This window comes from Psychrobacter glacincola (assembly GCF_904846215.1).
In the GTDB taxonomy this organism is placed as follows: domain Bacteria; phylum Pseudomonadota; class Gammaproteobacteria; order Pseudomonadales; family Moraxellaceae; genus Psychrobacter; species Psychrobacter glacincola.
This window is the reverse complement of the sequence record NZ_CAJGZK010000008.1, coordinates 23,956-41,890: the sequence shown is the minus strand read 5'-3', so window position 1 is coordinate 41,890 and position 17,935 is coordinate 23,956. Positions and strand designations below refer to the sequence as shown.

The 17,935-nt window shown below is 42.8% G+C and carries 13 protein-coding genes; 9 read left to right on the top strand and 4 right to left on the bottom strand.

Features of this window, described 5'->3' with window-relative positions; all coding sequences use genetic code 11:
* Window positions 1–214: 214 nt before the first annotated feature.
* The 3 genes from rlmD to cysM all read right to left on the bottom strand — a co-directional run bounded on the left by rlmD (window position 215) and on the right by cysM (window position 3,782).
* Window positions 215–1,753, bottom strand: a complete 1,539-nt coding sequence (rlmD, locus tag JMW90_RS06495) for a 23S rRNA (uracil(1939)-C(5))-methyltransferase RlmD (protein ID WP_201562397.1) — start codon at window positions 1,751–1,753, stop codon at window positions 215–217.
* A 158-nt stretch (window positions 1,754–1,911) separates the two neighbouring features.
* Window positions 1,912–2,727 carry a 3'-5' exonuclease gene (locus JMW90_RS06490; RefSeq protein ID WP_201562394.1) on the bottom strand — a complete coding sequence of 272 codons (816 nt, stop codon included), beginning with the start codon at window positions 2,725–2,727 and terminating at the stop codon, window positions 1,912–1,914.
* Between the two features lie 86 nt (window positions 2,728–2,813).
* On the bottom strand, window positions 2,814–3,782 hold the full coding sequence (gene cysM, locus JMW90_RS06485; RefSeq protein ID WP_201562392.1) for a cysteine synthase CysM: 969 nt from the start codon (window positions 3,780–3,782) through the stop codon (window positions 2,814–2,816).
* A 573-nt stretch (window positions 3,783–4,355) separates the two neighbouring features.
* Between cysM and JMW90_RS06480 the strand changes: the two genes are divergently transcribed.
* The 9 genes from JMW90_RS06480 to tsf all read left to right on the top strand — a co-directional run bounded on the left by JMW90_RS06480 (window position 4,356) and on the right by tsf (window position 16,955).
* Window positions 4,356–7,868: an ATP-binding protein gene (locus JMW90_RS06480; RefSeq protein ID WP_201562390.1), complete on the top strand. Its 3,513-nt coding sequence runs from the start codon at window positions 4,356–4,358 to the stop codon at window positions 7,866–7,868.
* Window positions 7,869–7,995: 127 nt separating this feature from the next.
* A complete protein-coding gene (locus JMW90_RS06475) occupies window positions 7,996–8,808 on the top strand; it encodes a crotonase/enoyl-CoA hydratase family protein (RefSeq protein WP_201562387.1) in 813 nt (270 codons plus the stop codon).
* 347 nt (window positions 8,809–9,155) lie between these two features.
* Entirely contained in the window at window positions 9,156–10,415 is a 1,260-nt protein-coding gene (locus tag JMW90_RS06470) for a multidrug effflux MFS transporter (RefSeq protein ID WP_201562385.1), read from the top strand.
* Between the two features lie 660 nt (window positions 10,416–11,075).
* Entirely contained in the window at window positions 11,076–13,274 is a 2,199-nt protein-coding gene (locus JMW90_RS06465) for an ATP-binding protein (RefSeq protein ID WP_227691890.1), read from the top strand.
* A 20-nt stretch (window positions 13,275–13,294) separates the two neighbouring features.
* Entirely contained in the window at window positions 13,295–13,657 is a 363-nt protein-coding gene (locus JMW90_RS06460) for a response regulator (RefSeq protein WP_011512755.1), read from the top strand.
* Window positions 13,658–13,703: 46 nt separating this feature from the next.
* Window positions 13,704–14,153 (top strand): chemotaxis protein CheX, encoded by a 450-nt coding sequence (locus JMW90_RS06455; protein WP_201562383.1) that lies wholly within the window; start codon window positions 13,704–13,706, stop codon window positions 14,151–14,153.
* A gap of 41 nt (window positions 14,154–14,194) precedes the next feature.
* Window positions 14,195–14,644: a chemotaxis protein CheX gene (locus JMW90_RS06450; protein ID WP_201562381.1), complete on the top strand. Its 450-nt coding sequence runs from the start codon at window positions 14,195–14,197 to the stop codon at window positions 14,642–14,644.
* A gap of 360 nt (window positions 14,645–15,004) precedes the next feature.
* Window positions 15,005–15,814 carry a 30S ribosomal protein S2 gene (rpsB, locus tag JMW90_RS06445; RefSeq protein ID WP_201562379.1) on the top strand — a complete coding sequence of 270 codons (810 nt, stop codon included), beginning with the start codon at window positions 15,005–15,007 and terminating at the stop codon, window positions 15,812–15,814.
* Between the two features lie 256 nt (window positions 15,815–16,070).
* Window positions 16,071–16,955: a translation elongation factor Ts gene (gene tsf, locus JMW90_RS06440; protein WP_201562377.1), complete on the top strand. Its 885-nt coding sequence runs from the start codon at window positions 16,071–16,073 to the stop codon at window positions 16,953–16,955.
* Between the two features lie 141 nt (window positions 16,956–17,096).
* On the opposite strand, the gene JMW90_RS06435 is transcribed toward tsf, so the two are convergent.
* The gene (locus JMW90_RS06435; RefSeq protein WP_201562375.1) at window positions 17,097–17,924 is read right to left on the bottom strand and encodes a lytic transglycosylase domain-containing protein; all 828 of its coding nucleotides are present in this window, start codon (window positions 17,922–17,924) and stop codon (window positions 17,097–17,099) included.
* Window positions 17,925–17,935 lie beyond the last annotated feature (11 nt).

The following is a 17,935-nucleotide window of genomic DNA, read 5'->3' as shown; positions in this document are numbered from 1 at the left end:
TTGCATAGAATTATGAGCGCTTAGACTCACTGTGTGTTTATAAACAATAAAAGCAGTGACTATTATTATCGCATGTTGCGATGACAAATCAAGCAAGGCTCTGTAATGATAGCGTTAGCCGCACAGAGGAATAGCGCCTATAACATTCTTAATTTATAGCTATTAACGCCTATAAAAATTACAGGCGAATACCACACTCTGCTACTACAGAGGTTTAAGCAGAGACTTTTTCAAAGCGCGCGATTGACTCAACATGACCGGTATGGCAAAACATATCCATGACGCCGGCATGCGTTAAACGATAACCTTGTTCGAGCAATGCTTTGGTATCACGAGCCAGCGTAGCAGGATTACAGGAGACATAGACAATCCGCTCAGCGTTAAACTTAGGCAAATATTGCATAATCTCCCAGGCGCCAGAACGCGGTGGATCGATAAGCAGCGCATCAAACCCTTGGTTGGCCCACGGTTTGTCCGTACAATCATGTGTCAAATCTTGGCTATAAAACTCAGTGTTGTTAATGCCATTGCGGCGTGCATTGTCAGCGGCGCGTGCGGTCATGGCTTCGCTGCCTTCAACACCAACGACTGAACCCGTTTCACCAACCAATCGCGCGAGAGGCAGGCTGAAATTGCCCAAACCGCTAAATAAATCTAGAACGCGTTCACCTGCTTTTAAGTTAAGCAAATCACACGCAAGCTTGGTCATCTGACGATTCACCGACAGATTAACTTGGGTGAAATCCGTAGGGATAAATTCAAACGTCAAATCATACTCTGGCAATTGATAATATAAGCGTCCAAACTGCTCGCTCAAATCATCTGTATCCTTCAAAGCAATACGTTGGATACTATCCGCACCCTTTGATTGCAAGTATAGCTGCCAATTGCGCGCCGCAAAAAATACCTTGAGCTTATCGATATCCCCGTCCGACAATGGTTCAAGATTACGTACAATCAGCGCGACTGGCTGATTACCATCAGGTAGCTCTGGTAAATGCTCGCCCATTGCCAATTCAAGCTGAGCAATCTTGTCACGGCTCTCTAAAGTGCTAATAAGAGTTTTTAAGTTTTCAATCTCAAAGCCAATACGTGGATCTAAGATATGACATTCATTCAATTCTGCTAAGAAATTACTTGAACGCTCGCGAAAGCCGACCAGAGCAGTTTCTTTTTTGACAACATAACGTACGCCAAGTCGCGCTTTGGTACGATAGCCAAGGCGGTCGCCGACTACCGGATCAAGCCAATGATCAGGCGCCACATTTGCTTGATGTATTAGCATTTCAGCAAGGACAGATTGCTTAAAGTTAATTTGTGCATCTGGCTGCCAATGCTGCAAATTACAGCCACCGCAAACCCCAAAATGCGGGCAGGGCGGCACCACGCGCTCAGGGTTTGGATTGGCAGTGATGCTCACCGCATCGCCTTCTTCAAAGCTGGTACGGCTATTGGTAATCTTGACCAACGCACTTTCACCCGGCAATGCAAAACTGACAAAGATTTTTTTGCCATGCTTGTCAGTGATATGACCGTCAGCTTCGCCAAAACCATTACCGTATACCGCAACGCCGCGCCCATCATGTGACAAGCCATCGATAGTAAAGGGGAGTGCCTCAGCATCTTTTAGACGACGACGCGTCTTTGATGATGGCTTAGATTTTTTCTTACTAGGCGGAATCGTAATCGTTTGAGTCTCATTTGGCTGTTCAGTCATATCTGGGGTAGAAGTCTTTGAATCGGTGGGTTGCATAAACCTGCCTATAAAATGAAGGTGTTAAAAATAATAGCAATTTTAACATATAAAGCGACTCAGGTATTAGGCGCTCACAAAGTAAAAAAGCGATGATTATAAAAATATAATCACCGCTTATAGACAGTATTTGTCATTACGTCAGTCTGTTAAATCTTCTAGCTGTTAAGCCAATCATTCAAAAATGCCTGATGACGTGGCGTGCCATCCGCTTGGGTAAATTTGGTTAAATAATCGCGGCTTTGCTGCTGCCAAACGGCAAAATCTGGTAAGGATAGCTGACCGGTCAGGCGCAGCCAGCGCAGATATATCAGCCAAGTATTCATCACATCAGACTCACAATATATCGACAGCGTTTGCCAGTCATTATTGCTGACAAGCTCGCCGACCATACTGCCATCGACATCAGTCTTACCGGGCAAGCCATATAAGCTAGCAACGACATCCATTGCCTCACGGCGACTGGCACCGTATTGGCTAAACCGATCCATCAAATCAAGATGGCGGGTATGAAAGCGATTGACATAATTATCAAAACGCATATGTTTGATACGCTCGCCTTCTTCAAATAACCAAGGCGCTGCCAAGTCATATTGCATGGCACGATAAATAAGTACAGGAATGTCAAAACCTGAGCCATTCCAGCTGATCAATTTAGGCAGTTTTGCAATATCATTAAAGGCGCGAAAAAACTTGGCAAGAATCTCTTTTTCGCTAAATTTATCGGCGGTGAGCGAAAATAACGAAAATGTGCCATCTTTGATATAAAGCGCAGAAATACAGACAATACGCTGTAGTGGCAAACGCATAAAATCATGCCCCGCTTCTTGTATGCGAATGGCAGTCAACGCGCTGAGCGTATCTGCATCATTAAGCTTACCCAATTGCGGATAGATACGGCGTGCAGCATCGGTATCCGCAACCGTCTCAATATCAAAGACCAAAATAGGGTCAGACGAAAAAGCTTGTGACATAATGGTTCTACCTAATTATTGGCTTATGATGCTGCATTAAATGCACTGACCGTATCAATCGCATGGTCTGCACTTTATAAGTTATCTTAGTTTACGCGATCTAGGCTGTCATCAACACTATCATCAACATTGTACAATCCAGTTGATAAATAACGATCACCGCGATCACAGACAATAAAAGCAATAACGGCATCAGGATTTGCCTTAGCGACTTGTGTAGCCGCCCATGCTGCTGCACCAGATGAGACACCTGCAAAAATCCCTTCAGTCTTAGCAAGCTTGCGCATATAAACCTCAGCGACGCGCTGATCGATATCCATAATCTCATCGACTAAGTCGGCATCAAAAATACCTGGCATATAAGCAGCAGGCCAGCGGCGGATACCAGCGATAGAGGCTTCTTCATCCGGCTGCAAACCGATGATTTGTATGGCAGGATTTTGCTCTTTTAGATATTGTGCCACGCCGGTAATGGTGCCGGTAGTACCCATAGAGCTAATAAAGTGAGTGATTTTACCCTCGGTTTGCGTCCAAAGCTCAGGACCTGTGGTCAGATAATGCGCTTGTCTATTATCAGGATTATTAAACTGATCTAAGACAATACCTTTGCCATCGGTTTGCATCTGTAGCGCCATATCGCGCGCCGCTTCTATTCCTTCTTCTACCTCAATCAGCGTTGCACCATAAGCGGTCATGGCGTCTTTACGCTCTTGGGTCGAGTTACTTGGCATAAATAAGGTGATCGGGTAGCCACGCATCGCCGCCACCATAGCCAAAGCAATACCGGTATTGCCACTGGTTGCCTCAATCAACATATCACCTGGCTTGATATCACCGCGCAGCTCCGCTTGATAAATCATATTAAACGCAGGGCGGTCTTTAACAGAGCCAGCAGGGTTATTACCTTCAAGCTTGGCAAGCAGGATGGCACCATTGTCAATCTGTTCTTGTTCAGGTAAGCGCTGCAATTTGACCAAGGGCGTTTGACCGACGCAATCAGCGAGGTCAGTAATTTGAGTAATAAAGGTGGCGTTTGACTGAGCCGTAGCGGACATAAAGTATCCTTAGTGGTATCGGTTTCAAAGTAGTTTAACGAGATAATAATGTGCTGTCTGGAAGACCATGCGTTAAAGGCGAAAGTCGCGTTTTGATAAGTGAATAATACGGTGGTATGGATGTGTTAAATAATCACGTACTAAATAATCACGTACTAAATAATCACGTACTAATAAATGCGTTAACAATAATAAGTGAATACAGCGCGGCTGTCAGGTGTTTATTGTGGCAAATAAAAATGTGCACCATTATATCATCTTGTTTTTGATGGTGCTTAGCGCAGATAGCTTTATCAATGATTGTCTAACAGCGGCTAATGGAATCCTGTTAAGATAATCACAAGCTATATAGTTAAAATATCTCAAAAACGCTACAGTGCTGCTGGTATAAATTTTTTGCAGCCTCTGTCTGCATAGGCACAGCAAGCAAGAAAAATGAATATCAGCAGTACTTGATGTATCGATATTACTTTTCTCTGACTATATATAGTCATGGATAGATGATACATAAGCGATCAGTAAAAGCATTGTAAAATATCGATAGCAAAAACAGTAGTGGAGATGGTACCCAGCATGGCTTACAAAAAACGTTTTGATACCAGTAGCGCCTATGGTCAGCTGGTCATATTGGTATTTTTGCCCATCTGTTTACTCGCAGCAGTGGGCGGTATCTTGGTGTTTTATGAAACCATGCGGGCCAGTAATTCAGAGCAAGCAGTGCTAGCTGAGGCGGTACTTATCCGCTATTCGCCAACGATTGCAGAGATTGTCCCTGAATTGCTAGCACAAAATGATGCCAAGGCGCAAACATCAAAAAACAACAATGAAAGCACTACCGATAATATCTCACAAGCTGCGATGGCAACGCTAGACGGTATTCACGATAAACTCGGGCGTATGCGGGCAGAGCAACATGTCCAGCGTATCGCCATTGTCAATCAGAATAATGACGTACTGGCGACAGTTGGCTATGGTACGAATGAGGCGTGGCCTGTAATAGATTCATCAGAGCGTTTTTTGGCGCAAAAGCCAACTGCTATCGGTACCGCTTATGGCAGTATATTGGGTGAATTTGAGGGTCAAACGCTGTGGTTGTTAGTCGATATGGATAGCGAGCCGCTGTATATCGCGCGCTACCGTATTGCCATGGCATTGATGATTACTGGTTTGTTTACGCTGTTAATTCTGCTACTAAGTCTAAATATCTACTCAAAACGTTGGATTGCGCCGATTTATGAGCTGCGGCTGCAATTACAGCGTACTCATGTTGATAATCTTTATCAGCCTATTCCGGTTGAATCAAACGGTGAGCTGAATTTATTACAACAAGATTTGGTGAGAACATTACGCCGTTTATATGTCAGTTTTCAAGAGCTGAAAGAGCACGCGGAGCAGACCGAGGATGATTTGCGTCTTGCTTTTGATGAGATGGAGATGCAAAACATCTCTATTCGTAATGCGCGTGATGCGGCAATCTCTACCAGCCAAGCCAAATCAGCGTTTTTAGCCAATATCAGTCATGAGCTACGTACGCCGCTCAATAGCATCGATGGCTTTATTAACTTGCTTGCGCGTCACGGTGAGCTCAATCCCGAACAAGACTTGTATGTACAGACCATCCGCAAATCATCCGCGCACTTATTGGCATTGGTCAATGATGTGCTTGATTTCTCCAAAATTGAAGCGGGCAAGTTGGTACTAGATCGCCATGAGTTTGATCTTTATGACACTATCTATGATGTGGTCGATATGTTGTCACCGGTGTCTGCCGAAAAAGGTCTGCGCATGGCGGTACTCTTCTATAACGATGTGCCAATGCGTATCAACGGTGATGCGCTGCGCCTCAAGCAAGTATTGACCAATATTGTCGGTAATGCGATTAAATTTACGGACAGCGGTGATGTGGTGGTGCGCGTCAGCTTGGATGACTATCAAGACAATTATTTGATGATTAGCGTGCAAGACAGTGGTAAAGGTATCTCACTTTCTGATCAAAAAATGCTCTTCCAAAGCTTTAGCCAAGGAGATCCATCCATCACGCGTCAATATGGTGGAACAGGACTGGGTCTGGTCATCTCCAAGCAGTTAACGCGATTAATGGGCGGTGACATTGGTTTTTATGACAATATGCAAGAAAACATCTCCAATCAAGGCGCGACATTTTGGTTTCGTATGCCAGCGCATGTTGATGTGATAGAGGCAGCGACAGGACAAACCATTGAGCTGCCCGTATTAGCGCCATTGGCCAGTGCGACTGATGAATTTAACGTTCTTATTTGGATTAACCATACTGCGTCTATACAAGTCCTAAAAGCCAGCTTGCAATATTTGCCCATTAAGTTGACCCAAGCTAACTCATTACCGGGCTTACTTGAATCGTTAAAAGAGCGGGGTAATTATTGGGACTGGGTCATCGTTGATGATGATACCCAAGACGATATGATGGCACTGCTTAAGCAAATCCGTCTGCATTATCAAGGTAAGCTTGCGGTCTTTGGTTATCAAGTTGCTGCTGACCAAGCACTACTCAATCGTTACCATGCCAATATCTTGTATGAGCCATTAGACAAAAGACAGTTATATGCCATGCTTGATACGCAAAAGCGTAGCGTACCTACTGGCATTGCAGAACCACGATGGAAGGGTGTCACCGTATTGGCAGTTGATGATCATCTGCCAAATTTACTGGTACTTGATGCGCTGCTGAGTGAGCTTGGCATTCATGTTATTACCGCCAGTAACGGCTTTGATGCGATAGAGCTTATCAGCAAACAACAAGCGAAAAATATCAAATCTGCCAAAACTGAAAAACAAAGCCTGTCGAAAAAAACGCAAATCTCAAAAGCAGTCACACGGGATGACGTCAGTAAATCAGCGGTTAATGCGCTGTATATTGAAGACGCGACGACAGAAGAAAAGAGTAAGGCGCAACATAAAGACAGTATCGATCTTATCTTTATGGATATTCAAATGCCACGTATGTCAGGGCATGAGGCGGCGCGGCAAATTCGTAAGATTGAAGCGACAGATAGCCATATTCCCATCATTGCGCTTACTGCACATGGACTGGCAGATGAGCGGGACAAATTAATCGCTAGTGGTATCAATGATTATGTCGGCAAGCCTATTAGTCAGCCGCAGCTGTTACAAGTATTGCAAAAATGGCTTGGGCGTAGTGCTTCGTCATCACCATTAACGGCAGAAAATGATGAGCATCCACAAGGTTTTCGCGTAGCAGGTGACTTGCAAGTATTAGAGTCACAAACCATAGACGCTCAAAGTACTAACTCGCAAAATGCTGATATAGCAAACACGAGACTGCAACCTTCCTCATCTGCGCCTAACAATGCAGCGCCGCCTACCTATCAGATGATTCGAAGCGAGCAGGTTAAGAGTTATAAACCTACAAAGATGAGTAACGACAAAAGAGTTAAGCGACCTTTATCACTAAAAAAAATCCGTGATGATTATCTAAGAGACAGCCAGCCGCGTGAAGATTATAGACGTGAAAATATACGGGATACGCAGCCACGTTATGAAAATCTTCGTTTTCAAGAGCAAGGGCAAGCGGCATTTGGCACGCGTCCTATTCAAACGCTTGATAATAAAGAGGAGTTGTTAGTCAATACGCCTTATCTGCAAAAAGATGGCAACTTAAACGACTCTGTGTTTAATACCTTGGATATTCTAGATTGGCAAGATGCACTGACGCGTTCAGCCAATAAACCGGATCTTGCTGCCAAGCTTATCATTATGATGCTCGATACCATTAACGATGAAAAACAAGCATTGATGCAAGCATGGGAGGCGCGCAATCGCAGTATGCTTGCGCAACTTGCCCACCGTATATTGGGCGGCAGTCGTTATACGGGCGTGCCACAATTGCGCCAAGCCAGCCAAGATTTAGAGGATAAGTGCTTATTGAATATCCAACATACCACGCCTGCGCAATTTGCGATGTTAGAGCCTTATTATGAGGCTTTGTTAGCTGCCTTAAATAACTTGCAAACGCTTGATTTGTCTGCTTATCCGCAGCTTAATTACCATCGTCTGAGTGAGAATGACATGACTTGGAAGATGATTTAAATAGAGGTTTTTATGCTGCTAAGCGTTCACGTTATCGTGGCAGTCAGTTATTGATGAGGTAGTGTAGGAGCAAGGCTGTTAATATCACTCTATTTAACAGCCATTAGTTTTGTTAGTAAGGATCATTATGCACACTATCGCCACCTATCAATATGAGACGTTACAAGTCAGCGCCACCAACGATATTTTAACGGTGACTATCAATCGGCCCGAGAAAAAAAATGCCATGAGTTTTAAAGTGGTCGAAGAGTTGATTGCGCTAGCCGGTCGCATCAGTAAAGACAAAACAATACGTGCGGTGATTTTAAATGGCGCTGAAGGCACATTCTGCGCAGGTATCGATTTGGGCGACTTAAACCACCCAAAAAACCAAGCTTTTGCGCTATGGGAGCTGATCAAACCTTGGCAAAGCTCATTTCAGCGGGTTTGCTTGGTGTGGCGCGATGTCCCAGTACCTGTCATTGCCGTACTTGAAGGATATTGTATCGGTGCAGGCTTACAGCTGGCGCTGGCATGTGATATTCGTATCAGCCATCCTGAGTGTAAATTGTCTATCATGGAGGCCAAATGGGGGCTAGTACCCGATATGGGCTTGACGCAATCTGGGTTCGGTGTGGTACGCGCTGATATCCTAAAAGAGCTGGCAATGACAGCTCGTACTGTTAATGCAGAAGAAGGTAAAGAGCTAGGACTGGTCAGTCATTGTAGTGATACGCCGCTTGAACAGGCGCAGCAACTTGCCACTGAATTGGCTCAACGTTCACCTGATGCGGTATTGGCCAGTAAACGCGTTATCAATGCCATGTTTGAGCAATCTGCGAGGACTTTATATATAGAAAAAGTCTGGCAATTAAAGATGATGTTAGGACGCAATCGTAAACTGGCACTTAGAAAAGCAAAGCAAGCCAGTACTGTATTTGGCAAACGCCAATTCCGTTAATAGCGTTTATAGTCAGCGAAAAGTAATGTCGATACATCAAGTACTGCTGATATTAATTTTTCTTGCTTGCTGTAGCTAGCCGACAGAGGCTGCAAAAAATTTATACCAGCAGCACTGTAGCGTTTTTGAGATATTTTAACTATAGATAGCTTATTGTTTGAATAACTCAATCTTGTCTTAAACGAACCTTGTCTCAAACGAACCCTTGTTTTATTGATTACAATTTGTTTTATTAAGGTGATACCTCTATTGAAATATAGGCAGACAGTCCGATATAAGATTGTCTGCTTTAGTAGCGGTTCTTCGATAAAAATAAAATAACAATCACTAGATCAAATGGTTTAACTATGTCTGCTCCAAAATCCTCCCTTCCTAATAAACCGGTCGCTGCTGACCGCGTACGTTCTGCTGACTTACCTGTCGCATGGATTATGATGCTTGGTCTTATCGTTGCGGTAGGACCTTTATCAATCGATATGTATCTGCCAGCCTTACCCTCGATGGCTGATGACTTTGGCGTATCGACCGCTTTTATGGCAAATTCTGTACCGGCTTATTTTGTCGGATTGGTATTTGGTCAGCTGTTTTATGGACCATTTAGTGATCGTGTTGGTCGTGTCAAACCTTTGTATATAGGCATGGTCTTATATGTGATTGCCTCCATTATTTGTGCAACCACCAATAATGAATATGTATTGTTTGCCGGTCGTACGTTGCAAGCGCTCGGTGCGTGTGTGGGGGCAGTGGTTACCCGTGCTGCGATTCGAGACCGTCTAACAGCGAAGCAAACGGCAAAAGCGTTCTCTATCATGATTTTGGTTATGGGTTTGGCGCCAATATTAGCGCCATCACTTGGCGCGGTGTTTTTGCAGTTCTTTAGCTGGCACTCTATCTTCTGGTTCTTGGCCGCCTTTGGTACGCTCAATTTACTGCTGACCAAGTTTTTCTTTTTTGAGACGCTTAGTGAAGAAAATCGCAATGTGCGTCCTGCTAAAGAAATACTCAGTCAATATTGGGAATTGCTCAAAGATCCCACCTTTAATTATCCGGCGATTGGCGGCGGATTATTGATGGGCGCGATGTTTGTTTATATCAGCTCAGCGTCTGAACTCATCATGGATACTTATGGTATGTCAGCCACACACTTTGGCTGGCTATTTGGGATGAATGCCGCAGGCTTTGTAGCATTGACGCAGCTTAACCAATGGCTGACCAACCGTTTTCGTATTTTGAGCATTTTACGTTTTGGGGCGATGATGCAGGTCATCTCAGCGGGAGCGTTATTTACGCTCGGTATCATGTTTGGCACCGATGCTTGGCTGCCATTAGTATTAGTCTGCATTTTCTTTTGTATCTCAGGTTTAGGTTTGACGCAGCCAAACGCTTCAGCGATTGCTTTGGCTTTTCAAAAGCAACGTGCTGGTATGGCAAGTGCGCTACAAGGCTCGCTTATGTTCTCCGTAGGTATCTTTGGTGGATTGTTATTAAACTTATTCCCCGTCAATGCAGTACTAAAAGTCGGTATTGCGATGTTTGCATTGATGAGCCTTGGCTGCTATTTGATTTGGCAGATAGACCGCAATTTGGATTTAGATAATGCAGATTAATTAACTGACCAATTCTATTTATTAGTCTTCATTAAAAAAAGCATTCAGTACGTATTCATCGTCTGAATGCTTTTTTTATAATGGAAATTGGCAGTAATAGAGTATTTTTAAGGAATGTATTAAATAAATTGTCAAAGAGTCAAACAAAATTGTTGCATTCATCAGTTCATTTAAGTATTATGAAAATGTAAATTTATGTAATAAAAACTACAGATTTATGGTAGATCCTTACTAGAGTGTAATCTCATTATAAGCCGCAAAATAAGTCCTTTTATCTCCATTGTTTTATTCAAGGTTCCTATTATTCAGGATTCTATAAAAATCTTATCTAACTTTATATAGACACTTTAAGGTGTGTCTTTATGAAAACGTATCTGCGTGTCTAACGCTAAGCACGTTTCATGATTGCTAATAAGCATATTGTTATAGTCAATGAAAAGTAACATCGACACATTAGGTACTGCTGGTATCAATTTTTCTTGCTTGCTGTGTCTACGCAGACAGAGGCTGCAAAAAATTGTACCCGCAGTACCGTAGCGTTTTTAGGATATTTTGACTATAGGTTGAAATTATTTTTCATCGAAAATTGTCAATATTCTAATCTTCAGTTATTAAAAATTTAATCTTAGTTCATGCTCTATTTAAACAAGGAAGTTAATTGTGGATGCATCTTCTTCACGTCCAAATTTGGAAATCCCTAAAAGTCGCTATACGTCAATTATCGTCTCTGTCGTTATCTTCTTATTGCTGACCTCAGGCGTTTTGGTCACCAGTATTTATAACTCACTCAAGATTCGAGACTTGCGAGCGGGCTCTGCATTAAGCTCGAATCTTCGAAGTGATATTCCCCATCTTACTCAAGAGATATACCTGCTTAATATAATGCGTCAGCAGCAGCAACCCGTATCAGCGCTACAGTCACAAGAAGCCAAAATAACTCAGCTGACACAAGACATTGATAAAGAAATTACAACCCTTAGCAAGGGTGGTAATGTTGCTATTCGTGACGATGAAGACGCTTATAAGCCATCAACTGCACCTGAGCAAGTCAAATATGTAAAAAACACTTCAAGTCTGTGGATGCCTTATAAACAAGAAGTAACCCGTTTTATAAACTCGCCGTTGGCTTTAGGTACCAATGCGCTAGAGAATAAGTTTGGAGAAAGCGCACTCGGTATTTATGATAATGCCACCAACCTTAGTAACAATTTGAGTGCTGAAAACGCTCAACGCGCAGCGTTCCTACGAAACCTCCAAGTCTTTGGTATTTCATTCGCCATTTTATATTTTATTGTCTTTGTCTTATATTTCGTCCGTCGGTTGAAATCCTCTGATGAAGAGCTGATCACCGCGCGCCGCGAAACACAAGAGATTATGGAAACAGTCAATACCGGTCTGTTCTTGTTGGATAAAGACCTAAATATTGGTCAACAGCATTCGCGCGCCCTCAATGACATTATTGGTTCGGATAGATTGTCAGGAGAAAACTTTGCCGATGTGTTGCGTGGTCGTATCTCAGACAAAGATTTGAGAACCACGCGTCAGTTTATCGAGCAGTTATACAACCCACGTGTCAAGGAAAAACTGGTCGATTCTTTGAACCCTCTGCACAAAGTCATGCTACATAATACGTCCGGAGAAGAGAGCACCACCAATCGCTTTTTAGACTTTAAATTTTCACGCGTCTATGAGGACAAGGATATTGCCCGTATTTTGGTCAACGTCAATGACGTCTCAGATGCAGTATATTTAGAGCAGCGCCTAGAAAAAGAGCGCTCGCAAAATGATATGCAGATTGAAATGTTAACGACCATCTTAAACGTGAATCCAAAAATTATTAATGAGTTTATTAGCAATACCAAAGCTCACATCGATAAGATGAACAATATCCTGAAAAATCCTGGTAGCTCGCAATTTGAGCTTGAGGGTAAGTTAAAAGCGATTTATCGTGAAATGCATAGCCTAAAAGGTGAGGCATCTGCGCTTAAACTGCATAGCTTTACCAAGATTGCGTCAGATGCTGAAGATAAGCTTGATGCGCTGCAAAATCAAGGCAAGCTGTCAGGCAATAATTTCCTACCGCTCGCCGTGCATTTGGATGACTTACTCAGCCTATCGAATACTATTGAGACGCTAGGTGAACGTATCAATCAGGCAGCGCCAAAAGCTAACAATAATGCAAAACCTGTATCGCCAGTAAAGCCTGAACCACAACCAAGTGTTTTCCAAGCTCAAGTAGCAGATGCTGCTACCACTAATATAAATTTCGATGGCGGTAATGACATTGATTTGAACGATGAGTCAGATGATGAGCATTTATCTTATTATCAGGATTTTGCTAAAGACATTGCGGTTAGACAAGGCAAGAAAATACAGCTTAACGGTCATAATTTAGCGCATATAAACATCCCTGAACGTCTCAAACAACCGATCAAAGAGATCAGTATTCAGTTGTTACGTAATGCCGTGGTACATGGTATCGAATCACCTGAAGCGCGTCAGTCAGCGGGCAAGTCTGCCATCGGTAGTATCGATTTAGAGATGCAACGTGACAGTCAAAACTTAGTCATTGCACTGCAAGATGACGGTCAAGGTATTGATTATGAAGGCATTCGTCATAAGCTGATTGCTGATGGTCGCTTCACGCAAGAAGAGGCAGGTCAGATGACTCATGGTGATCTGCTCAAAACCTTGTTTGCGTCTGGTTTCTCAACCAAAGAACATGCCGATGAAGATGGCGGCCGCGGTGTGGGCTTAGACGTCATCAAGGCGTTGGTCAAAGAGCACAACGGTAAGCTGAATGTTAATACTGAGCTTGGAAAAATGACCCGTTTTGTCATTACCTTGCCTGCTGCGTAATTAAGGACAATAAAGAAGCTATGTATAAATTAATGATCGTCGATGATTCAAATATCATTCGAAACCGTATTCAGCGCGCTTATGACTCAGGTCAATTCATGTTGGTTGCTACGGCAACCAGCGGCGTTCAAGCGCTTGAAAAGTTCAATATTCATCGTCCAGATGTGGTGACCATGGATTTGACCATGCCACAAATGGATGGTCTTGAATGTATTGAAAAAATCATTGCTATCGACCCTGACGTTCGTATCTTGGTGGTCTCAGCCTTGTCTGACAAATCTACTGGCATTGAAGCGTTATCATTGGGCGCGAGTGGATTCTTGTGCAAGCCTTTTTCAGAAGAAGAGCTGGTAGAGTCTTTGTATGAGCTGGTACAAGACTAATATTGTCCAATAATTTTAATAAATACCTTATTAAAGAACACACATTATGAAAGAGCAGAATTTACAAATTTTTGTGAGTATCATTACCAACTATTTTACTCAGTTTGGTAATGATGAGTTGGTGGTCGATACGCCTTACTTGTTAGAAAACCAACAGCCAAAAGTCCATGATTATACGGGCGTCATCGGTATATCAGGGGTGCAAAAAGGGGTGGTTTATTTTACGGCAACCACGGCGCTATTGAGCAGTATTCTAGATAGTATGGGCGAGACAGATAAAAGTGAGGATAATTTAGTAGACCTTGTCGGCGAGGTTGCCAATACGGTTTCGGGTAATGCTCGTCAAGAGTTTGGTCCAGAATTCCATATCTCTGTACCCTTTGTCTTTAAGGGCTCGCCGCAAAGTATCATTTTGCCTAAAAGTGGACGTTCTTTTATCATTCCAGTGAGTTGGCGCGGTCAAATCGGAGAGATTGTAGTCTGTTTACAAGACTGAATATATAATCCTCTGATGATAAATATGGACGATAAATAATTATGGTTAATGTTGAAAAGTTAGGTGTCTTTTTAAGCTCAATCAGTGCATTTTTTGCCCAGATTGATGATGAGGCAGTGTTGATTGATACGCCTTACCTAAACAGTAATACAAATGCCGTTGGTTACGATTATAGCGGCATGATTAAAATATCTGGACCGCTTGAAGGCTGTGTCTATGTCAGTGCCCCAAGCAGTATGCTGCGTGAAGTCATCAAAGTGATGGGTGAGCCTGACTCATCTATGACGATGATGAAAGACTTGCTCGGTGAGATGGCAAATACCATTTCAGGCAATGCCCGTACCGAGTTTGGTGCCGATTTTATTATCTCGCCGCCCAAGATTATCGAGGGCATACCCAGTATCCCTTATCTGCCAAAAGACCGTCAAAGCTATGTCACGCCATTTACGTGGCGAGGTTATAAAGCGGTCATTGGTATCAGTGTCGCTTAACCTGATGTTTAATAAAAAAACGACGGTGAGACGTCGTTTTTTTATGCATTATCATCCACTTAAACCTTACAATAGCGCTAGCAGTCGCTAAGCGTTATATGATAAAATACAGCCCAGCTATTTTTATCCTACAGTATTCTGTATTTTCAAATCATAGCTCAATTTTTTTAATTAACCAATAAACCCATCAACCAATGACACACACATCATGGCAAAAAATTGCTGGGTGTTTGGCGACTTGATTAATTTGCTTTACGGCTAGGTGTTTTATTAATAGACATTAACCGTCAGTAGATGCGTGTCGCTAGATAGGCAGTTTTTGTGATGTGGAGGCATAACCCAACCAACAGGACATTTAACATGGCTACAAAGAATCCAACCAAAATCGAAATGCGCGACCTATTACAAGCCGGCGCTCACTTTGGTCACCAAACACGTTTTTGGAATCCAAAAATGGGTCCATATATTTTTGGTGCCCGTAACAAGATTCATATCATTAACTTAGAGCACACGGTAAAAGCGTTCAATGAAGCATTGACTTACGTAAACGGTTTAGCTGCTAAGAAAAACAAAGTATTGTTTGTTGGTACTAAACGCGCAGCAAGCGGCGTTATCGCTGAGCAAGCAGCACGTGCTGGCATGCCTTATGTTGACCATCGCTGGTTAGGTGGAATGCTTACCAACTGGAAAACCCTACGCCAGTCAATCAATCGTCTAAAAGAGCTAGAAAAACAAGCAGAAGATGGTACTTTCGCTAAGCTTACCAAACGTGAGGCGCTTGAGCGTACTCGCGATATGGAAAAACTTGAGCGTTCATTGGGCGGTATCAAAGACATGGGCGGTCTACCTGACGCAATCTTCGTTGTAGACGTTGATCATGAAGCAATCGCTATCAAAGAAGCTAAAAATCTAGGTATCCCAGTTATCGGTATTGTTGATACCAACTCTAACCCAGATAACGTTGATTACATCATCCCAGCAAACGATGATGCTATCCGTGCTGTGACTTTGTATGTAACTTCTATGGCCGATGCAATCATCGCTGGTAAAGAATACGCACAAACTCAAGCTGGTGGTGAAGCTGACCAAGCACAAGACGCAGAGCAAGCACCTGCTACTGAAGAAGCAGCTGATGCTCAAACTGAAGAAGCGGCGACTCCAGCAGAATAAATCGCTGAGTGATATGGTTTAATGTTGTAAGGCTGTCTTGATAGTTTGTCTATTGGTAGCCATATAACATGACTAATAGTATAGACAGCATAAAGATAAACAATAGGCATGATGTAGTGTTACTCGTCATGCCTTATTGTTAAAGCGGATTTATTAAAGTGGCGCTGTTAAGCCGCTAGACAGAATTTAAGTGCGTTTAGATATTGTGCACTTCCATATATAATAATGCTCACCTACATAATAAAAGGTAACTCTTATGTCAGAAGTAAAAGTATCTGCCAAAATGGTAAAAGAATTGCGTGACCGTACTGGTCTTGGCATGATGGAATGTAAAAAAGCGTTAGAAGAATCAAACGGCGATGTCGAAACGGCCATTGATAACCTACGTAAATCTGGTCAAGCGAAAGCGGCTAAAAAAGCGGGTAATATCGCAGCTGACGGCGCTATCATCATCGCTCAAGGCGACAGCAAGGCATTCTTGTTAGAAGTGAACTGCCAAACTGACTTCGTGGCAAAAGATGACAGCTTCACAGCCTTTGCAGAAACAGTAGCGAACCTTGCCCTAGAAAATAACGTGACTGATGTAGCTGCTATCGCTGAATTGCAATATGGTAATGGTCAAACCGTTGAAGAAGCACGTGTATCTTTGGTACAAAAAATCGGCGAGAATATCCAAATTCGCCGTGTTGAAGTACTTGAAGGTGCTAATATTGCTGCATACCGCCATGGTCTACGTATCGGTGTCGTGGTATCTTATGAAGGTGGCAGTGCAGAAACTGGCAAAAACCTTGCTATGCATATCGCAGCGTTCAACCCAGTTGCTATCGATGACGAAGACGTCGCTGCTGATTTATTAGCTCGCGAAAAAGACATCATTGAAGCAAAAGCACGTGAGTCTGGCAAGCCTGATAACATCGTTGAAAAAATGATCGAAGGTGGTCTACGTAAGTACCTAGAAGAAGTGACTTTATTACGTCAGCCATACGTTATGGACAATGAGAAAAAAGTTGGTGACGTATTAAAAGCTGAAGGCGTAAAAGTACTTGGTTTCAAACGTCTAGAAGTCGGTGAAGGCATTGAGAAGAAGCAAGAAGATTTTGCTGCTGAAGTTGCTGCAACTCAAGCACTAGCTAACCAGTAAGTTTTAAAATGCAGTAAGTACTGAGTTTTTTTGCTCAGTACTTATAGATTGCTTTATATAAGAAGCAATCAAGCATAAAAAAGCCCGTTATTTATTTAACGGGTTTTTTATGACTGTTATTTTTATTTTGGATTGACGATATTAACGCAATGCCAAATAAGCAGAGTTGGCATAGCTTGCGCTATTACTATTGCTACTCGTGCCATAGCTGACGTTTTGCACGCCACCGCTATTATTGGTATTGGTGGTATTGCTATTATTGGCATTCATGGTATTGCCAGATAACCCTGCATCGTTTTTATACAGGCTATGATAGCGGCTCATCACGCTTTTAACGTAGTTACGCGTTTCTTTAAACGGTGGAATGCCATTGTACTTATCGACGTTACCTTCACCGGCGTTGTAACCCGCTACTGCAAACTCGACATTGTTGTTGAAGCGGCGCATCAGCCAAGCGACATATTTGGCAGAGCCTTCAATATTGTCGGCAGGATTCCAAGGATTACTTACCTTAAATCGACGTGCCGTTGCTGGCATTAGCTGCATTAAACCCTGCGCACCGACTGGCGAGCGAGCATTTGGGTTAAAAGCGGATTCAGTATGCATCATGGCTTTCATAAGTCCTGGATCAACACCATGACGCTGCGCCGAGGCATTAATATAGCTGTCATAAGCGTTACGACTACCGCTGCTGCTTGCAGCGCTACTGCCATAGTCATTGCTATTACTGCTACTACCACCATCATATAGACTAGAGTCTTTATAATAAGTGACTTTTACTTTTTTAGTAAATTTATCAAAATTCCCACTGGGATTGACGTTGGTCAGGAGTACTTGTCCGCCTTTGTCTTTATAGATATACATATTGCCTGCTTGGGCAGCAACAGATAGAGATAAGCTAGATAGGGCGACGGCAGTGAGTAAAATAGGAGACAAGCAGCGAGTCATGAAAGGTGCAATATTTATCATAGAGTTATCAC

What these genes read in the sequence shown, in the direction of transcription:
- rlmD (WP_201562397.1), bottom strand. Translation starts at nt 1,753, where the DNA reads ATGCAACCCACCGATTCAAAGACTTCTACCCCAGATATGACTGAACAG.
- JMW90_RS06490 (WP_201562394.1), bottom strand. Translation starts at nt 2,727, where the DNA reads ATGTCACAAGCTTTTTCGTCTGACCCTATTTTGGTCTTTGATATTGAG.
- cysM (WP_201562392.1), bottom strand. Translation starts at nt 3,782, where the DNA reads ATGTCCGCTACGGCTCAGTCAAACGCCACCTTTATTACTCAAATTACT.
- JMW90_RS06480 (WP_201562390.1), top strand. Translation starts at nt 4,356, where the DNA reads ATGGCTTACAAAAAACGTTTTGATACCAGTAGCGCCTATGGTCAGCTG.
- JMW90_RS06475 (WP_201562387.1), top strand. Translation starts at nt 7,996, where the DNA reads ATGCACACTATCGCCACCTATCAATATGAGACGTTACAAGTCAGCGCC.
- JMW90_RS06470 (WP_201562385.1), top strand. Translation starts at nt 9,156, where the DNA reads ATGTCTGCTCCAAAATCCTCCCTTCCTAATAAACCGGTCGCTGCTGAC.
- JMW90_RS06460 (WP_011512755.1), top strand. Translation starts at nt 13,295, where the DNA reads ATGTATAAATTAATGATCGTCGATGATTCAAATATCATTCGAAACCGT.
- JMW90_RS06455 (WP_201562383.1), top strand. Translation starts at nt 13,704, where the DNA reads ATGAAAGAGCAGAATTTACAAATTTTTGTGAGTATCATTACCAACTAT.
- JMW90_RS06450 (WP_201562381.1), top strand. Translation starts at nt 14,195, where the DNA reads ATGGTTAATGTTGAAAAGTTAGGTGTCTTTTTAAGCTCAATCAGTGCA.
- rpsB (WP_201562379.1), top strand. Translation starts at nt 15,005, where the DNA reads ATGGCTACAAAGAATCCAACCAAAATCGAAATGCGCGACCTATTACAA.
- tsf (WP_201562377.1), top strand. Translation starts at nt 16,071, where the DNA reads ATGTCAGAAGTAAAAGTATCTGCCAAAATGGTAAAAGAATTGCGTGAC.
- JMW90_RS06435 (WP_201562375.1), bottom strand. Translation starts at nt 17,924, where the DNA reads ATGATAAATATTGCACCTTTCATGACTCGCTGCTTGTCTCCTATTTTA.